The following is a 16,960-nucleotide window of genomic DNA, read 5'->3' as shown; positions in this document are numbered from 1 at the left end:
TTAATTATTTAAAAAAGCAGAAATAACACATTTTGCTTGTCCTTTAACTGGATGATTATGAATGCTACTGTCAGCTCACTTAATGATGTTTATCAATTGAAAAGTAATGAATATCGGGGACTAATTTAAATTAATAGGACTACTTCATGATTTTTTATCATATTTTTATTGTAAGCGTTTGCGATAGAAGGAGGAGAAATTGATGAGGTACAAAAATCCAAATACTGAAGGTTCCCTCGTAACATTTAAGGAGCGGTATGACAATTTCATTGGCGGGGAGTATTGTCCACCAGTTCAAGGCATGTATTTTAAAAATATTAGCCCTGTCAATGGCGAGGTATTTTGTGAGATTGCGAGAAGCACGAAAGAAGATGTTCAGCTCGCAGTGGACGCTGCTCATGCCGCAAAGGATACATGGGGCAAAACGTCCGTTGCGGAACGAGCACGTATTTTAAACCTAATTGCCGACCGTATGGAAAAAAACAAAGAAATGCTTGCAGTTGCCGAAACCTGGGACAATGGGAAAGCAGTACGCGAAACACTGGCAGCCGATCTGCCGCTTGCCATCGATCATTTCCGTTATTTTGCTGGGGTGATTCGTGCTCAAGAAGGCAAAATCAGTCAAATTGACAATGATACTGTGGCCTATCATTTCCATGAGCCACTTGGAGTCGTAGGGCAAATTATTCCGTGGAATTTCCCTTTATTAATGGCAACGTGGAAGCTTGCTCCTGCTCTTGCAGCCGGTAACTGTGTCGTCTTAAAACCAGCTGAGCAAACCCCAGCTTCCATTCATGTGTTACTTGAATTAATTCAAGATTTATTGCCGCCAGGAGTTGTCAATGTAGTGAATGGATTTGGTGTTGAAGCAGGGAAGCCGCTCGCGCAAAATAGCGGCATTGCCAAAATTGCCTTTACAGGTGAAACGACGACTGGCCGTTTAATTATGCAATACGCTTCTGAAAATATTATTCCGGTGACATTGGAGCTTGGCGGAAAATCGCCGAATATTTTCTTCAAAGATGTGATGGAACAAGATGATGCCTTTTTAGATAAAGCGGTCGAAGGACTAGTGATGTTCGCCTTAAACCAAGGTGAAGTATGTACATGTCCATCACGTGCCTTCATTCATGAAGATATTTATGATGCTTTTATGGACCGGGCCATTGAGCGCGTGAAACAAATTAAAATTGGTCATCCGCTCGATACCGAAACGATGATGGGTGCTCAAGCTTCCCAAGAGCAGATGGAAAAAATCACTTCTTATCTCGATATTGGCAAGCAAGAAGGAGCAGAAGTATTAATTGGCGGGAACGTCAATAAACTCGAAGGCGAGCTTGCGAACGGATTTTATGTACAGCCGACGATCTTCAAAGGACATAACAAGATGCGAATCTTCCAAGAAGAAATTTTTGGACCGGTATTATCAGTAACGACGTTCAAGGATAAGGAAGAAGCGTTAGAAATGGCGAATGATACGTTATATGGATTAGGAGCAGGGGTCTGGACAAGAGATATTAATACGGCTTACCGTTTTGGCCGAGGAATTCAAGCAGGGCGTGTATGGACAAATTGCTACCATCAGTATCCTGCACATGCTGCGTTTGGCGGATATAAAAAATCAGGAATTGGCAGAGAAACACATTTAATGATGCTCGAGCATTATCAACAAACGAAGAACTTACTGATCAGCTACAGTGAAAATGCAATAGGGTTATTTTAATAAACAGGGGCTATCTCAAGCGGGATAGCTCCTTTCCAAAATTTAAAGAAGGAGGCATACAATGGTAGAACGTGTTAAGGCGACGGATGAGGCACTTGCTCTTATCAATAAATTAAAGACCATTCATGGGCCGTTGATGTTTCATCAATCTGGCGGCTGCTGTGATGGCAGTTCTCCCATGTGCTATCCGCGAGATGAATTCCGTATCGGTGAATCCGATGTCTTATTAGGAGAACTAGGAGATACTCCGTTTTATATGTCCAAAGATCAATATGAATATTGGAAGCATACACAGCTTATCATCGATGTTGTAGATGGGAGAGGCGGCATGTTTTCTCTCGAAGGACCAGAAGGCAAGCGATTTTTGACTAGGTCACGAGTGTTTACTGAGGTCGAAAGAAAAGAGCTTCAATTAGGGGGTTGAAAAATGATAACCGGAACATGGAATTGGTTATGGGAGAAACATGATCAAGTAAAAGACATGTTTCGTTTTTTTGTGAAGCCATTCCAGGAACAAGAAGGGGAGATTGGGAAAAAGTCTTCCAGTTTAACGAATGCAGGCAGCAGCGGAAATGGAAATGGCGGAAATCATAAAAGAAGCTATACACCTGTTCAACTGGCTGGCCTAATGTCAGGACCTTTTTTATTTTTGTTAACCTTACTATTTTTCTCTCCCGAAGGACTATCAGTGGAAGGACGTGCTATATTAGCGAGTACTATTTGGATGGCTGTATGGTGGATGACAGAAGCTATTCCCATCCCTGCCACGGCGCTATTGCCGATTATTTTATTCCCTTTAACAGGCGGAATGGACATTGGGTCAACCACTTCCTCTTACGGTAATGATACAGTCTTTCTCTTTATGGGCGGGTTCATGATTGCCATAGCAATGGAAAGATGGAATTTGCATAAACGGATTGCCATCAATATTATTTCTGTAATGGGAACAAATACGGATCGAATTATTCTCGGTTTTATGGTTGCGACAGGCTTCGTATCCATGTGGATATCCAATACGGCAACAGCGATGATGATGGTACCGATTGGCTTGGCCATTATCTATCAAGTCTCAGATGCATTAAAAGATAATCCTAATGCTGATATTTCAAAAGAAAACTTTGGATTTGGGAAAGCTTTAATGCTTGGGATTGCATATGCGGCTTCAATCGGCGGAATGGCTACATTAATCGGAACACCGCCAAATGCGATATTAGCTGGAACGATCAATGAGATGTATGGGGTTGAAATCTCATTTGCACAATGGATGATCTTTGGGGTTCCATTTGCTTGGATATTTATTTTTGTATCTTGGTTCTACCTGGTAAAAGTGGCTTTTCCGATGAAGTATAAAGAACTTCCGGGAGGAAGAGGAATTATTGATGAAGAAAAGAAAAAATTAGGTACGGCTTCATACGAGGAAAAAATGGTATTTACGGTATTCATTATTGCAGCTTTTGCTTGGATATCACGAACGTTTATCATAGACCATATTCTCCCAGGAATGAATGATGCGATTATCGCCATCTTAGCAGCAATCATTTTATTCCTAATTCCGACAAGAACTATAAAAGCAGATCATTTGTTAAATTGGGAAAGTGCAGTCAAACTTCCATGGGGAATTCTATTATTGTTTGGCGGCGGTCTCGCCATCGCAGCTGGATTCACCTCTTCTGGCTTATCAGAGTGGATTGGTACTCAGCTGACTGCATTACAAGGGGTGGGACTCTTAGTCGTAGTAATTGTCATTACTACGCTAGTTATTTTCTTAACTGAGATTACATCGAATACAGCAACTGCAACGATGATGTATCCGATCATGGCAGCACTTGCCTTAGCAGTGGATGTTCATCCGCTTGCATTGATGGTAGCCGCTGGTCTGGCGGCATCCTGTGCCTTTATGCTGCCTGTAGCAACTCCGCCAAACGCGGTTGTATTTGGTTCAGGTTACTTGCGAATTCCGGATATGGCCAAAGCAGGATTTTACTTAAATATGGTAGGTATTGTTTTAGTAACTTTAACGGCTTACTATTTAATGCCGCTTGCTTTTGGAATCGATATTCAAGTTTTTCCAGATGCCTTTAAGTAAAGCTGATTTAAAAACAAAATTTTTAGGTTATTACTGGCACTTACTGGATGTCTGTTCCATATCATATGGTAGATATATCACCTCCTTTAACATGTACACCCTAATGACACCTACTTTTGTGAGTAGGTGTTTTACTTTTGGCAAAATATTTCTGCGAGTAGAGTTAGTCCATTTTTAAAATGTGCCCAAAATGCCTAGAAATAGGTATTTACCCATTTCGATTTATTGGGTTGTTACATAGACTAATCACAAATATATAGGGAGGTGTCCAAAAATGAGTGATGGGGTTGCTGGGGCTGGATATGGTTACGGCGGAGGTTTTGCCCTGCTCGTTGTTTTATTCATCCTGTTGATTATTGTAGGTGCGGCATTCGTTTGCGGTTGCTAATATGGATAGTTTTTAAAAGGGGGATACCCCTTTTTTTATTTGCCATTATTTTCAGCAAGTTTCCTCAATACTGGAACTTTTTGGCGTCGATGAAAAAACGTAAAAAATAAAATTAATCGAATTAAATCTTTTGTTTTAGCAGATTCTTGTAAGGACAGATTTTTTATATATTGTTTGATTTTAATCAGTTAGTAAGAAAGAAGGACGTGTTATGTATCTTGGTAAAATAAGAACATTAGTTGCTGTCGTCATTTTTATATTCATAGCTTTTTCCGCCAGTACTTGGGCCAATGCGGAAAGTCAGGCATTAGTTCAAATAAAAGTCGATCTGTGGTCAAATGAACTCTTTGTCATCCAAAATGACCTAGTCATCCGCCGATATCCGATTTCTTCAGGGACAGAGGATAATCCAACTCCTATTGGGATTTTTAAGGTAACTGGCAAATCAAGTTCCTGGGGAGGCGGCTTTGGAACTAGATGGTTAGGATTAAATGTTCCTTGGGGCCAATATGGTATACATGGTACCAATAAACCGCAGCTAATTGGAAAAAATGTAAGCAGCGGCTGTATTCGTATGCGTAACGAAGATGTGGAGGACTTGTTCAATCTCATTCCGGAAGGGACAATTGTCCATATCTATGGTCCTGTGACAGGCAGGGGAAAAGGAGAATTCAAAAACCTGTCCCTCGGATCAAAAGGGAATTTAGTTCTGTTAGTGCAAGAAAGATTAAAGGGATTGGGCTTGTATTACGGAAGGATTAATGGGATATATGATGAAGAAACAGAAAAGGCAGTGAAAAGGTTTCAAAAAATGAATCAGTTGCCTATAACGGGCGGAGTAATGATTCGTGAATATATCCTATTAGGACTGTTAGAGTAATAAAATAGCGGGGGCTTTAGGACATAATTTTCGGTCCTAAGTCCCTTTTTAGTGCAAGCTCTGAGATTCCCTGCAGGAATCACGCATATATCTATAGAAGTATTTCGTAATACGAACTAGGTTCTGAGGGGAGAGAAGAAGAAATGAAACTGGTGAATTTTAAAAAGGATCAGCAGAGTTTTTTAGGGGTAAAAACGGATCAAGGTATACTTAATTTGAAAAAAGCAGGGCAAACATTTCAGGTAGAAGTTCCAGATAGAATCATAGATTTTATTAAGAAAAAGGATCTTGCTGGTATAAAACAGTTGGCAGAGCGTGCACATCATACTGAACCATCTATGTTTGAAAATGAGGATGATCTTGAGTTTCTGCCAAGTGTGATTAATCCTGAGAAAATTATTTGTGTAGGGCTAAATTATGTAAGCCATGTAGAGGAAGCAAAAATTCAAGACATACCGAAAACCCCAATCCTTTTTAGTAAATACGGGAATGCATTAGCCGCTCATAATGAAGTCATTCCTCTTCCTAAAAATGCGGAGAAGATTGATTACGAAGCGGAGCTAGTCGTCGTAATTGGGAAAGAAGCAAAGAATGTTTCTGAAGAAGAGGCATTATCCTATGTATTTGGCTACAGTACCGGGAATGATCTTTCAGCGAGAGACCTGCAGTTTACGACAAGCCAATGGCTGCTGGGGAAATCCTTAGATGGGTTTGCTCCGGTTGGGCCGTACCTTGTAACAGCAGATGAAGTGAATCCAACTCATTTACATATCGAAACGAAAGTAAATGGGGAAGTCCGACAATCTTCCAACACCCAATATATGATCTTTAATTGTGCAGCGATTATTAGCTATATTTCGAAACATATGACTCTGAAACCAGGCGATCTTATTTTCACAGGTACCCCAGAGGGTGTGATCCTCGGGTATCCTGAGGAAAAGCAGCAATGGTTAAAGTCTGGGGATGTGGTGGAGGTTACGATTGAGGGGATTGGGAAGTTGAGGAATGTATTAGAAAAAGAGGCTGTCCCAAAAGTATAACTTTTAGGGGCACCCTCTTTTCTATGATTGGTCTACTAAATATGTCTGTTGATTTCCGCTCCAGGCGCTTACGGTTCGCGGGCGGTACGGAGAGCCTCCTCGTCGCTTCTCTCCTGCGGGGTCTCCCCTGTCCCGTACTCCCACTTTCCACTGCTACTTGATAAAATGAGTAAAATCTTTTCTGTGAGGCAGTGGAAATGAGTCTTCGCGCCTTCCGCTCCAATCAACAGAGTGGAAAAAATTAAGTATGAACAACGAAGACTGGCCCCTAAATAGTCGTTTTTCAACGACCTTTTGGGACAGCCTCTTTTTGACCGGAAAGGAATCTTTGGATTTCTTCGTTCTGTTATACAGTAACTTTTTAATGCTGCTTTTCTAAAGCCAGCTTCAAACCAAATCCAATTAACACGGCGCCCGTTACTTTATCCATTGCAGATTGGACTCTAGCAGACATCAGCCATTTCCGTAAATAGTTAATAAAGAAGACAAATATAAAAAACCAGGTAATCGATAGAAGTGTATAAATGACACCCATAATGATGAGCTGGACAGTTGCTTCAGAATTTGTACTCACAAATTGCGGTAAAAACGTAAGGAAGAACATGGCCACCTTTGGATTTAATACATTCGAAAGGAATCCTTGTTTAAATGCTGATTTTTTTGAAAGTTTGTCTTGATTTGCGACTTGGTGCATATCCTTTTTCTTTTTAAACGTGATAAATGAAGAGACCCCAAGATAAATTAAATAGATGGCACCGACATACTTCACAATTTCAAAGGCAACCGCAGACTGAAGGAGAATCGCTGAAAGACCGAACGCAGCTGCAAGGGTATGAACTAAACACCCCAGGGTAATGCCTAAGGCAATTCTGTATCCATCCTTTTTCCCGTCCAAAATTGTTCTCTTCGTAATCAAAGCCGTATCGATCCCCGGACTCATCACAACAAACAGAGATAGCAATAAAAATGTTAGGAAGTCATTCATGTGATTTTCCCCCTATAGACAGAAGTAACACTATAAATTTATAAAATTAAGAAAATGTTATCACTTTTTTATTCACGATGAAAGTTCAAACTGAAAATTTTAAAAACATTTTACATATATTCGATAGTCCAAGAACCGTTTTAAAACTTTATTAATAAGAAAACGGCAACCTGATGAAAATAATATGGAGAAACATTTTTTGGTTACTTGACCATTGTCACCAGACATGTTACCATAAGGTCACATACAATAAGTTACCTTTTAGTCACATGTTGTGTGTGAGGTGATTTATCCGATTACCAACGAAAGGATGTCGTAATGGAAGACGAGCTTTCCACACTATTTAAAGCGTTGGGTCACCCAATTCGAAGGCGGATTTTAGATATTCTCAAGCAATCAGCTAAAACAACGGGTGAGCTAAATGATTACTTTCCCGAGGTCTCAAGGTATGCGATTATGAAACATTTGACGATCTTGGAGGAAGCCCATTTGGTAGTAGTAAGGCGTGAAGGAAAATTTAGACGTAATTTTCTTAACGTCATCCCACTTCAAGAAATGCATAACCGCTGGGTTGGAAAATATATGCAAACAGCTGCTAATTCACTTTTAAGTTTGCGATCAGTTGTTGAAGAAAAAGGAGGAGATTTTTCTATGGCAGTAACAGAAAAAGCACAAGTTTTCCGTATTGAACAAGAAGTATTCATGAATGCTGCACGTGAACAGGTTTTTAAAGCGTTAACGGAGCGTGCCGGAGATTGGTGGGAATTTCGTTTGGCACCACAAGGGGTACCATCTCAGTTCACGTTCCATCCTGTTCCAGGAGGGCAATTTATCGAAAAATGGGGTGACAATGAAGGAGCAGTTTGGGGCCAAGTTTACTATGTGAACGCTCCAGAAGAAATCCGTCTTTATGGTCATTTAGGAATGCAAGGGGCGGTACACAGTGCTTATACGTACCGGCTTTTAGAGAAGGACGGGGGAACTTTGCTGCAGCTTTCCCATACTGCCTCTGGGACCATCGAAGAAAATTGGGAACAAGAACATTCTGAAGGCTGGAAACATCTGCTTGGCACATTGCTCAAAAATTATGTAGAGCAAAATTAATAAAATATCATTAAGCTCTGAAAGGGAGAGAAAAGAAATGAAAGAATTAACATGCAATTGCGGTTTTACCGTAAAAAATGAAGATCCATCTGTTGCAGAAGCAAAAATGTGGTATCATGCTATTGATGATCATATTGAAATGCTAAAGTCGATGACAGAAGAACAATTGGTTGGCTGGCTTACCGAAACACATAAAAAATTAGGATTGGAATCATAAAGTTCTACAAAAATATTTTAAAACAGAAGCAATCATCTAATGCTTCTGTTTTATTTTTATAGATTTTTATAGATGAGCATGGATCAATAAAAGGGAGACAAGAGAAATACTTAAATCAACGGTTTCTCACTAAAATACTCCAATGCCTGATTCACAAGGTCGATATCATACATCTTTTTCTCCAGACAAAACTGAATGATCAAATCGGAGGTCTCACTTTCTGAGAGGGAATACCCGGCGGTGCTTAAAAGTTCATCCGTTTTTTCCAGAGTCAGTTCTAATGCAAAGGCCAGAGCGAACACGGTATTTTTCTTTGGATGGTAGTTTGAGTTGGAACGAATTTTAGAAAAATGTCTTCGGTCGATACCGGCTTTTTTATAAACTTCTGAATCACTGGCTCCGTTCTGGTCTATAAATTGAAACAAGACCTGCGTAAATGTAGGTTTTCGCTTTGATTTAATAAAGTTTTCAAGTTCAGTTTCTTCAAGGTCATAATGGATGCTCTCTTTTGGAGCGTAGAGTTCGATATGATCATTTAACTTGAGTATAGATAAATGGTTGTTTATATATGTTTCAATCTCTAGTAAAAGCTGTTTATCAAGCATACGGTCTACCTCCGAAAATGTCGCTTTCCAGGCGACCTAATCATGGAATATCGTTGCTATGATTATACCATGACAAATAGAAAAGGATGGTAGGCAATATGAATAACAGGCTAACTGAGATTATTTTTTTGCTCGATCGAAGCGGGTCGATGTCGGGACTGGAAAGTGATACAATCGGCGGGTATAATTCCTTTATTAAAAGGCAGTGCGAATTAGAAGGCGAAACCATTCTTACAACTGTTCTGTTTGATGACCAATATGAGGTGTTATGGGATGGAATCGATGCAAGCAAAGCGGTACTAACAGAGAAGGAATATTTCACGAGAGGGTCGACCGCCCTGTTGGATGCAGTCGGAAAAACCATTATCAATGTGGGGCACAGGCTGTCACAGACGAAAGAAGAACAAAGACCGGGGAAAGTGATATTCGTTATTACAACGGATGGATATGAAAATGCAAGCCGTGAATTCACATATAAAAAAGTCAACGAACTGATCCGGCACCAGCAGGAAAAATACAGTTGGGAATTTATTTTCATGGCAGCCAACATGGATGCGGGCAAAGAAGCGGGCCGATTTGGCATTTCACCTGAAGATGCCTTTCACTTTGAGGCTTCGAATGAAGGTGTGGGGTGTATGTATGGTGTAGTTTGTGAGGCTGTGACGAAAAGAAGAAATAAATTGAGCTAGGAATATTGTTTAGTTGCATATAATTTTCCTGACAGTGAATTAAATACTGAATCTTTCATAAAAGCATTAGAACAATGACTAATATGGACTTTGATGTAATTAATATTAGTCTTAATATAAGTGAGATAGGGGATATACTAATCCAACCATCTCACTTTTTTCTATTATTATAAGTGCTCCCTTATTTCTATTTTTGAGCTTACCAAACTTTTTAATCTTCTCTTATAATACCGTTACCAACTCCGTAAGTGGTGTTGATATCTTGCTAAAAGAACCAACCAGACAAACAAAGACTTTTGAACTACTAAAATGAAAATTTTTGACTATATTATAAATTTTGGGGGAATCATTGGTCTCATTGTATGCTATTATATAGAAAAATTTACCTTCTGCGGGGACAAATATCCATGAATAAATCAGGTCAAATTATCTTGGTTATGATATCGATTCTTTTTACCCTGTACCAGAAAGTCATATACGGTGAAAAATTCTTTACATTTGACTTTTATATGTTCACTCTTATTGCATGGTTTGTAGGATGTCAATATGATAGAGCACGACACTTTGGGAAAAAAGCTCGTGCTAGTAAAAATAGCTATAAACAATTACTCAATTCATTGCCTGAATCGGTTATTATTCACAGTAATAACAAAATTCTATATGTAAATGATGCTACTGTTTCCATGGTTAGAGCCCGCAGTAAGGAAGAAATAATCGGTAAGTCTATTTTTGATTTTAGTGTTGATGAGTATAAACCCCGGATCGAGGAAAGAAATAAGCAGATAAAGAAAATGAAAATGCCTTTAAATTGCACTGAATATCAATTAAAGCGTTTTGACGGATCTACATTCTACTTTGAAGTATCTTCCCTTTATATTGTATTTGGTGAAGGAGAAGCGATACTTTCCATCGGCAAGGATATTACTGAAAGGAAGGAACAAATCGATCGCATGATCCAAAAGTCTGAGAAACTTGCATTGTTAGGGCAAATGGCTGCTGGGGTTGCTCATGAAATACGGAACCCGTTAACTTCTGTAAAAGGTTTTATCCAATTATTAAATACCAATGATAATAAAAGAGAATACTTTGGTATTGTTTTAGATGAGTTGGAAAGGATTAATGCAATCGTTGAAGAGTTTCTAGTTCTTGCCAAACCCTCAACTGCTGTTTTTGTGGAACAGGATATCAGGGAATTGATTAAAGATATTATAACTCTCGTTAATAACCAGTTACTGCTGAACAATGTGCAAATTTTTTTGGATTTTGATAGTGATCTGCCTATGGTCAGCTGTGAAAAAAATCAACTAAAACAAGTTTTCCTTAATCTTATAAAAAATGCGATTGAGGCTATGCCAAAGGGTGGAAATATTAATATAAGAGCAAAGGAAAAAGTGAACGGGAAAATTTCTATTAGTATTGAAGATGAAGGAATTGGTATTCCTGAAGAGCGCATACCCACACTTGGAGAACCGTTCTATACAACGAAGGAAAAAGGTACAGGTTTGGGACTAATGACTTGCTTCAAAATTATTGAAAGTCACAAAGGGGAAATACTCGTTCATAGTATTTTAGATAAGGGAACTACTGTAGAGATCCTTTTACCAACTATTACTCAAAAGTTATTAAAGCATGATTTATTCCATGAATCGGTATAGTGAAAGCCCAGTATTGGTAAAAACTCAAAAATAAAAGAAATTACCTCGTATGTAATTGAAATATAAGTATATTATTGGAAATAGTGTATTAGTATTGAAACCTATTTTTGAACATGCTAGTATTAAATCAACATAATAGTACCTTTTAATTCGGTCCAGAGAGGCTGAAAAGGGTGGCGGAATGATAGGATGTTGTTTTGTATATTTATGTACATCTATGCCCTTTTGTCCTCTGGACAGGAGGGTATTTTTTATGTTTAAAAGATTAACTATGGCTAGAACTCTTTTAAATCAAGTCCGGTGAGGCTTAAAAGGAGAATGGATTGATTTTGAAATCAGTTTATAGGTCCATTCCTTCCAAACAGAAAGAGACGAATAAAATCATGCTGGAGGGTGGAACACAAGATGAATTATCGTAATAAAACAGTTGTCGCATCAGTCGCAGGCTTAACTTTAGAAGGCATGGACATTATGTTTATTTCCTTTGCCATGTCGATGATTGTTGCCCATTTTAACATTGATTTGGCAACGGGCGGTCTGATTTCTTCTATTACTAATATCGGAATGCTTCTGGGCGGAATCGTCTTTGGGATTTTAGCAGATAAGTTCGGTCGCGTACGGATTTTTACTTATACCATTATATTATTTGCAGTAGGTACTGCTTTAACGGGATTTGCTACTAGTATTGAGCAGGTGTATGCATCCAGATTTATTGCAGGTCTTGGAGCCGGAGGAGAGTATGGAATTGGAATGGCTCTCGTAGCAGAGGCGTGGCCAAAGCATAAACAAGGAAGAGCGTCTTCGTATGTAAGTATTGGTGCTCAATTCGGTGTCATTCTTGCAGCCCTGCTTAGCGCTATTCTTCTGCCAACTTTAGGATGGAGAGCCTTGTTTTTTGTTGGAATCCTTCCCGTTATTTTTGCTTATATTGTCCGGAAAAACTTGGATGAATCTCCAGAATGGCTGGCAAGCCGGAAGGAGAAAAAGGATGCAGACAAACAGGAGAAAGGAAAACTGCTTCAATTGTTTGATACACCTAGAAGAGCATTTACTACAATTGCTTTAGCTGTAATGGCAACTGTTCAAATAGCTGGATATAACGGCTTGATGATTTGGCTCCCGTCTATGCTGCAGCAATCACAAGGATTATCAGTTTCAAGTTCAGCGATTTGGACAATTAGTACAGCGGTTGGAATGATTATAGGAATGCTGACTTTTGGACAATTTATGGATCGTTTTGGGGCAAAACGTTCTTACGGGATTTTCCTTCTGGCCTCAGCATCAGCGGTATTTCTGTATTCCTATGCAGAAGGCAGTGCAGGTGTATTAATTGGCGGTGCCATTGTAGGTTTCTTTTCAAATGGAATGTTTGCAGGCTACGGGGCATTAATCAGCAGTTATTATCCTGTGCAAATTAGAAGCACGGCCACGAACACGATTTTTAATTTCGGACGAGCATTAGGAGGATTATCACCTATTCTCGTAGGCTATCTACTGCAAAACTATGATATGACCATGGCTATGACCTACCTGGCTGTCCTATATTGTGTATCCTTTATCTTTATGCTGAGCCTAAAGAAAAGGCCATCTAATGCATCTGTAATCCAACTTCAGGCGTAGAAATGGAAAGCAGACCTTAGCCTAAAAATGCAAGGTCTGCTTTTGTATTTATCAGGGCTTAATAGATTAGATTGGTTACCTACATTACTTGTGTCCACAAGTTAAGGATTATTGCGGAAGCAGGCACTTTTTATGGGACGAGAAACCTGTCCCTGTGTCTCTTGACGTTTCTATTTTGGAATAATAATACAAAAAACCATTTAAAACTTAAAACCCAAAATTGAAAGCGTTTTAAATATATCAGAATTGAAATAATTATTGACTTTGTCTGAAAACAATTATACTATTATAAAAAATTTGATAGAGAGGGGATCAAAAAGGACTACTATTATTTAATAGATTTACCCTTTCGACTCATAAAATAACACTCATTTTGGAGTCGGTTTTTATTTTTTTTTTTTTTTTTTACTCCGATATATTACATATCGTATATGTTAGATAATTTTTTTCATGGAAAGTTAGCTTAATTTTGATTCAGCTTGAGGGGAGCATACATGATGAAACAATCTACAAAGGAATATTTGGTTGACCGTGCGTATAAGGCTTCGCAAGGACTTGCTAATGCTGTATTGGTTACTCTTGGGATCGGCCTTTTAATCGAATCTTTTGGTACCTTTACCGGATGGGAAGGATTTAATACGATTGGGAAAGCGACACAGCTTATGCTGGCGCCTGCGATTGGAGCGGGGATTGCTTACCAGCTTGGCGGAAATACACTCGTTATTTTTAGTGCAATGGCCAGCAGTTCGATTGGGGCTAGTGCAGTTCGGCTAACGGAAGATGGTGGCGTTACTTTAGTAACAGGGCAGCCGCTTAGTGCGGTTTTAGCGGCTTTGATTGCAACTTGGGTAGGTAAGCGTGTAACAGGAAAGACGAAACTCGATATGATGGCGATTCCCTTTGCGGCTGTGCTTGCAGGGGGAGTATCTGGCGTGTTTTTAGCAATGATTACGACACCTTTACTTGAATGGCTCAGTGCCCAGATTGCGGCATCTGTTGAAGGTTCTCCTCTATTAGGACCAATGGTAATCTCTCTTGTATGGAGTATTTTCTTAATGTCTCCGGCATCATCTGCTGCTATTGCGATAGCCTTGCAGCTTGACCCGGTTTCAAGTGCAGCTGCCCTGATCGGGTGTACTGCTCAATTTGCCGGATTCACGGCGATGTCTTTAAGACAAAATGATATTGGTGCTAATATCGCACAATCCTTAATTACACCAAAGGTTCAATTCCCGAATATCGTAAAGAATCCGCGTCTTGTCATTCCGCCGTTTATTGCCGCCGTGGTTTGTGCGCCGATTGCAACGATGATATTTAACCTCCAAGTTCCGTATCAGCTTGCAGGTCTTGGTCTGAATTCCTTAATTGCTCCAATCAATATTTTGGCGAATCAAGGGGCAGTTGTCTTTTCAATTTATATTGCGGTTGGTGTGATTCTTCCTATTATTATTTCACTCGCAATCTATCAAGGTTTGAAGGTAATAGGATGGGTGAAAAAAGAAGATTTGCGTATGGTTGTGCAGTAATAGTGAACGAAACGTTAAATTTGTAGAAAAACGCTCCATTTTGTATGTGAATCAAAATGGAGTGCTTTTGTATTTTCAAGATCAGCCAGACAATCCGGAAAATGTGAGTTTGTGAAACATTCGATCTACCTCTTCTGCTGAACATGGATTATTTTGATCCATCCACCACGTTAACAAAGAAAAAAATGTACTTACGATATATTCAACCGCAATCTCAGGTGGAATCATTACATTCGTATTCTCCATTAATCTCTCAACGTCATCACGGATTATTTTCGCCAACATTTGTTTCATGTGATGCTCCACAATCGCTCCTCTTTGCTTTCCGACAGTTACCCTATATAACCGTTTGTAACCCTGTACATGCTGCAGCATCGCAAGGCTGAACCCAAATTTGAAATGTCTCCATTCATTTAGAGCTGGGTACTCTGTTTTTTGTTGCACAAGGTAATCCTGCAGCTGATAGATACTGTCTAAGAGGAGCTGTTCCTTATCAGAATAATGGGAGTAGAAAGTTGACCTTCCAACATTAGCACGATCAATGATATCTTGAACAGTTATGGGTTCGTATCCTTTCTCAATCATAAGATCAAGTAAAGCATCAATAAGCATGGTACGAGTACGTTTGACTCGTCTATCTGCTATTTTTTCAGTCATCTTGATTACTCCTTTTTGAACAATCCGCAGCACTTTGTCTGTTAACGTACAAATAGACGTAGATTGAAGATTGTTTCTACTATATATGAACATTATAATCAATAACGAACAAGGTGTACATTAATTGAATTTTTAATTTATTGAAAGGTGTGGGTGTTTATTATAAGAATGATTCAAGAATCTTCGTTGTACCAAATAACTTTTTTTAAGAACGAGTCTTTGTCTGTAAATTGTTATTTGGTAGAAGAGGATGATGAACTAACGTTGATTGATACTGGTATCTCTGAAAGTTATCGGGGAATTATGGAAGCTGCTGCAAAGATTAATAAGCCAATTACAAGAATTGCATTAACCCATGCACATCACGATCACATAGGAGGACTCGATTCGATTAAACAAGCTTTTCCTAATGTCCAATTCTATATTTCTAGTCGAGAGTCTCGTCTGTTATCGGGAGACCTAACTTTAGATATAGATGAGCCACAAACTCCAATAAGGGGAACTATACCTAAACATGTAAAAACAAAGGCAGACATGTTAATTCAAGAGGGTGACCGGATTAAGTCTTTACTTGTGTTGGCAACTCCAGGACATACACCCGGTTCCATATCTTTTTTTGACACGCGGAACAAAGCTTTGATCGCTGGTGACTCTTTTCAGACAGAAGGAGGTATCGCTGTAGCTGGTCAGCTTCGTCCATCATTTCCATACCCTGCTTTGGGCACATGGAACAAGCAAGTTGCTTTGGCAAGTGCACAAAAATTATACGAATACCAACCTTCTTTGCTTGCAACCGGTCATGGGCCAATGATGAGGGAACCATGTAATTCGATGGAGCGTGCCATAGATGAAGCAGAACAAAATATTAATGGAATAAAACGGGTATAAAGGTTTTTTGCCTTTATACCCGTTTTTTTATAATTTATGAAACCTCACTTGTCTATTCAATTCTTCCGCACCTTCCAGAAGAGCAGGCAAGTATACATTTTTGATTTTCTCTTCTGATGACCTCATCGAATTGGTGGAGATATTCATGGCGGCTATAGGCTCTCCCTGCCAGTTGAAAATAGGGACCGCGATCGAACGAAGGCCAATCTCAAGCTCATCGCATCCCTCGGCATAGCCTCGCACTCTGCAATTCTCAAAATCTTCTTCTAGTTTATCGAAATCTGTGATGGTTTTGGGTGTATATGCCTCCACTTTTACTGAGTTCCACAGGTTTTTTCTTTCCTCTTCTGGCAGCCAGGCAACCAGGGCTTTTCCTAATGCGGTTGCATAGTAAGGCAATCTTGATCCGATGTGTAAGGTAGAGCCAATGATTCGATCGGCTGCCTTAACCCTTGAAATATACACAATTTCCGTATGATCCAGAATAGCAAGATTGGTTGATTCCTTAACTTCCGCAGCAATTTTAACAAGAATGGGGTGTGCTAGGTCCGGGAGATATAAGGATTCAAGATAATGTGCCCCTAAATCTAATACTTTCGGGCTTAATGAAAATTTATTGCCTGGGTGGACCCTTAGATAGCCTAAATCAGCGAGTGTTAAAGCAAATCGTCTAACAGTTGCTTTGTTAATACCAGTTTTCTTTTCTAAATCACTTAGGGTTAAATAGGTGGAATTTGAATCGAACGCTTTCAGCACTTCAAACCCCTTAGCCACTGAATTGACGAAATAATTCGATTCCCTCTCATTTTTCATTTATGGATTCTCCTTCTGGTTATTTTCAAAAAAATAACACAATTCAGTTGATTGTTTAAAAGATTGCTATTATAATAAAACCAC

The 16,960-nt window shown here is 39.2% G+C and carries 17 protein-coding genes; 13 read left to right on the top strand and 4 right to left on the bottom strand.

All coding sequences use genetic code 11. From position 1 onward, the window contains the following. The first annotated feature begins 202 nt into the window (after window positions 1-202). The 6 genes from adh (at window position 203) to CRO56_RS11225 (ending at window position 6,117) form a co-directional block, all read left to right on the top strand. Window positions 203-1,723 carry an aldehyde dehydrogenase gene (gene adh, locus CRO56_RS11250; RefSeq protein WP_097158722.1) on the top strand — a complete coding sequence of 507 codons (1,521 nt, stop codon included), beginning with the start codon at window positions 203-205 and terminating at the stop codon, window positions 1,721-1,723. 61 nt (window positions 1,724-1,784) lie between these two features. Next, window positions 1,785-2,147: a DUF779 domain-containing protein gene (locus CRO56_RS11245; RefSeq protein WP_097158721.1), complete on the top strand. Its 363-nt coding sequence runs from the start codon at window positions 1,785-1,787 to the stop codon at window positions 2,145-2,147. A 3-nt stretch (window positions 2,148-2,150) separates the two neighbouring features. Next, on the top strand, window positions 2,151-3,809 hold the full coding sequence (locus CRO56_RS11240) for an SLC13 family permease (protein WP_097158720.1): 1,659 nt from the start codon (window positions 2,151-2,153) through the stop codon (window positions 3,807-3,809). A 274-nt stretch (window positions 3,810-4,083) separates the two neighbouring features. Further along, window positions 4,084-4,197 carry a YjcZ family sporulation protein gene (locus CRO56_RS11235; RefSeq protein ID WP_097158719.1) on the top strand — a complete coding sequence of 38 codons (114 nt, stop codon included), beginning with the start codon at window positions 4,084-4,086 and terminating at the stop codon, window positions 4,195-4,197. Between the two features lie 211 nt (window positions 4,198-4,408). Beyond that, window positions 4,409-5,077, top strand: coding sequence for a L,D-transpeptidase family protein (locus CRO56_RS11230; RefSeq protein ID WP_097158718.1), 669 nt, complete (start codon window positions 4,409-4,411; stop codon window positions 5,075-5,077). 143 nt (window positions 5,078-5,220) lie between these two features. Continuing rightward, window positions 5,221-6,117 carry a fumarylacetoacetate hydrolase family protein gene (locus CRO56_RS11225; protein ID WP_097158717.1) on the top strand — a complete coding sequence of 299 codons (897 nt, stop codon included), beginning with the start codon at window positions 5,221-5,223 and terminating at the stop codon, window positions 6,115-6,117. 361 nt (window positions 6,118-6,478) lie between these two features. Here the strand turns inward: CRO56_RS11225 and CRO56_RS11220 are convergent, their stop codons facing one another. Further along, entirely contained in the window at window positions 6,479-7,102 is a 624-nt protein-coding gene (locus CRO56_RS11220; RefSeq protein WP_097158716.1) for a LysE family translocator, read from the bottom strand. Between the two features lie 318 nt (window positions 7,103-7,420). On the opposite strand from CRO56_RS11220, the gene CRO56_RS11215 reads away from it, so the two are divergent. After that, complete coding sequence (locus CRO56_RS11215) at window positions 7,421-8,206, top strand: SRPBCC domain-containing protein (protein ID WP_097158715.1); 786 nt, start codon at window positions 7,421-7,423, stop codon at window positions 8,204-8,206. Window positions 8,207-8,243: 37 nt separating this feature from the next. Beyond that, complete coding sequence (locus CRO56_RS11210; protein WP_097158714.1) at window positions 8,244-8,423, top strand: hypothetical protein; 180 nt, start codon at window positions 8,244-8,246, stop codon at window positions 8,421-8,423. 110 nt (window positions 8,424-8,533) lie between these two features. Here the strand turns inward: CRO56_RS11210 and CRO56_RS11205 are convergent, their stop codons facing one another. After that, on the bottom strand, window positions 8,534-9,028 hold the full coding sequence (locus tag CRO56_RS11205) for a hypothetical protein (protein ID WP_097158713.1): 495 nt from the start codon (window positions 9,026-9,028) through the stop codon (window positions 8,534-8,536). Window positions 9,029-9,126: 98 nt separating this feature from the next. On the opposite strand from CRO56_RS11205, the gene CRO56_RS11200 reads away from it, so the two are divergent. From CRO56_RS11200 to CRO56_RS11185, 4 genes are all read left to right on the top strand, one after another. Further along, window positions 9,127-9,717 carry a vWA domain-containing protein gene (locus CRO56_RS11200; protein ID WP_097158712.1) on the top strand — a complete coding sequence of 197 codons (591 nt, stop codon included), beginning with the start codon at window positions 9,127-9,129 and terminating at the stop codon, window positions 9,715-9,717. Between the two features lie 407 nt (window positions 9,718-10,124). After that, the gene (locus CRO56_RS11195) at window positions 10,125-11,372 is read left to right on the top strand and encodes an ATP-binding protein (protein WP_097158711.1); all 1,248 of its coding nucleotides are present in this window, start codon (window positions 10,125-10,127) and stop codon (window positions 11,370-11,372) included. Window positions 11,373-11,777: 405 nt separating this feature from the next. Beyond that, entirely contained in the window at window positions 11,778-12,992 is a 1,215-nt protein-coding gene (locus tag CRO56_RS11190; RefSeq protein WP_097158710.1) for an MFS transporter, read from the top strand. Between the two features lie 497 nt (window positions 12,993-13,489). Next, window positions 13,490-14,518 carry a PTS sugar transporter subunit IIC gene (locus tag CRO56_RS11185; protein WP_097158839.1) on the top strand — a complete coding sequence of 343 codons (1,029 nt, stop codon included), beginning with the start codon at window positions 13,490-13,492 and terminating at the stop codon, window positions 14,516-14,518. Window positions 14,519-14,599: 81 nt separating this feature from the next. Here CRO56_RS11185 and CRO56_RS11180 read toward each other — a convergent pair whose 3' ends face one another. Next, on the bottom strand, window positions 14,600-15,175 hold the full coding sequence (locus CRO56_RS11180; protein WP_097158709.1) for a TetR/AcrR family transcriptional regulator: 576 nt from the start codon (window positions 15,173-15,175) through the stop codon (window positions 14,600-14,602). A gap of 162 nt (window positions 15,176-15,337) precedes the next feature. Here CRO56_RS11180 and CRO56_RS11175 point away from each other — a divergent pair, with 162 nt between their 5' ends. Next, the gene (locus CRO56_RS11175; RefSeq protein WP_097158838.1) at window positions 15,338-16,063 is read left to right on the top strand and encodes an MBL fold metallo-hydrolase; all 726 of its coding nucleotides are present in this window, start codon (window positions 15,338-15,340) and stop codon (window positions 16,061-16,063) included. Window positions 16,064-16,090: 27 nt separating this feature from the next. Here the strand turns inward: CRO56_RS11175 and CRO56_RS11170 are convergent, their stop codons facing one another. Next, a complete protein-coding gene (locus tag CRO56_RS11170) occupies window positions 16,091-16,876 on the bottom strand; it encodes an IclR family transcriptional regulator domain-containing protein (protein ID WP_097158708.1) in 786 nt (261 codons plus the stop codon). Window positions 16,877-16,960: the final 84 nt, after the last annotated feature.

Source organism: Bacillus oleivorans (assembly GCF_900207585.1).
In the GTDB taxonomy this organism is placed as follows: Bacteria; Bacillota; Bacilli; order Bacillales; family JC228; genus Bacillus_BF; species Bacillus_BF oleivorans.
The sequence above is the reverse complement of the archived record's forward strand: the minus strand, read 5'-3'. Positions and strand labels throughout refer to the sequence as shown.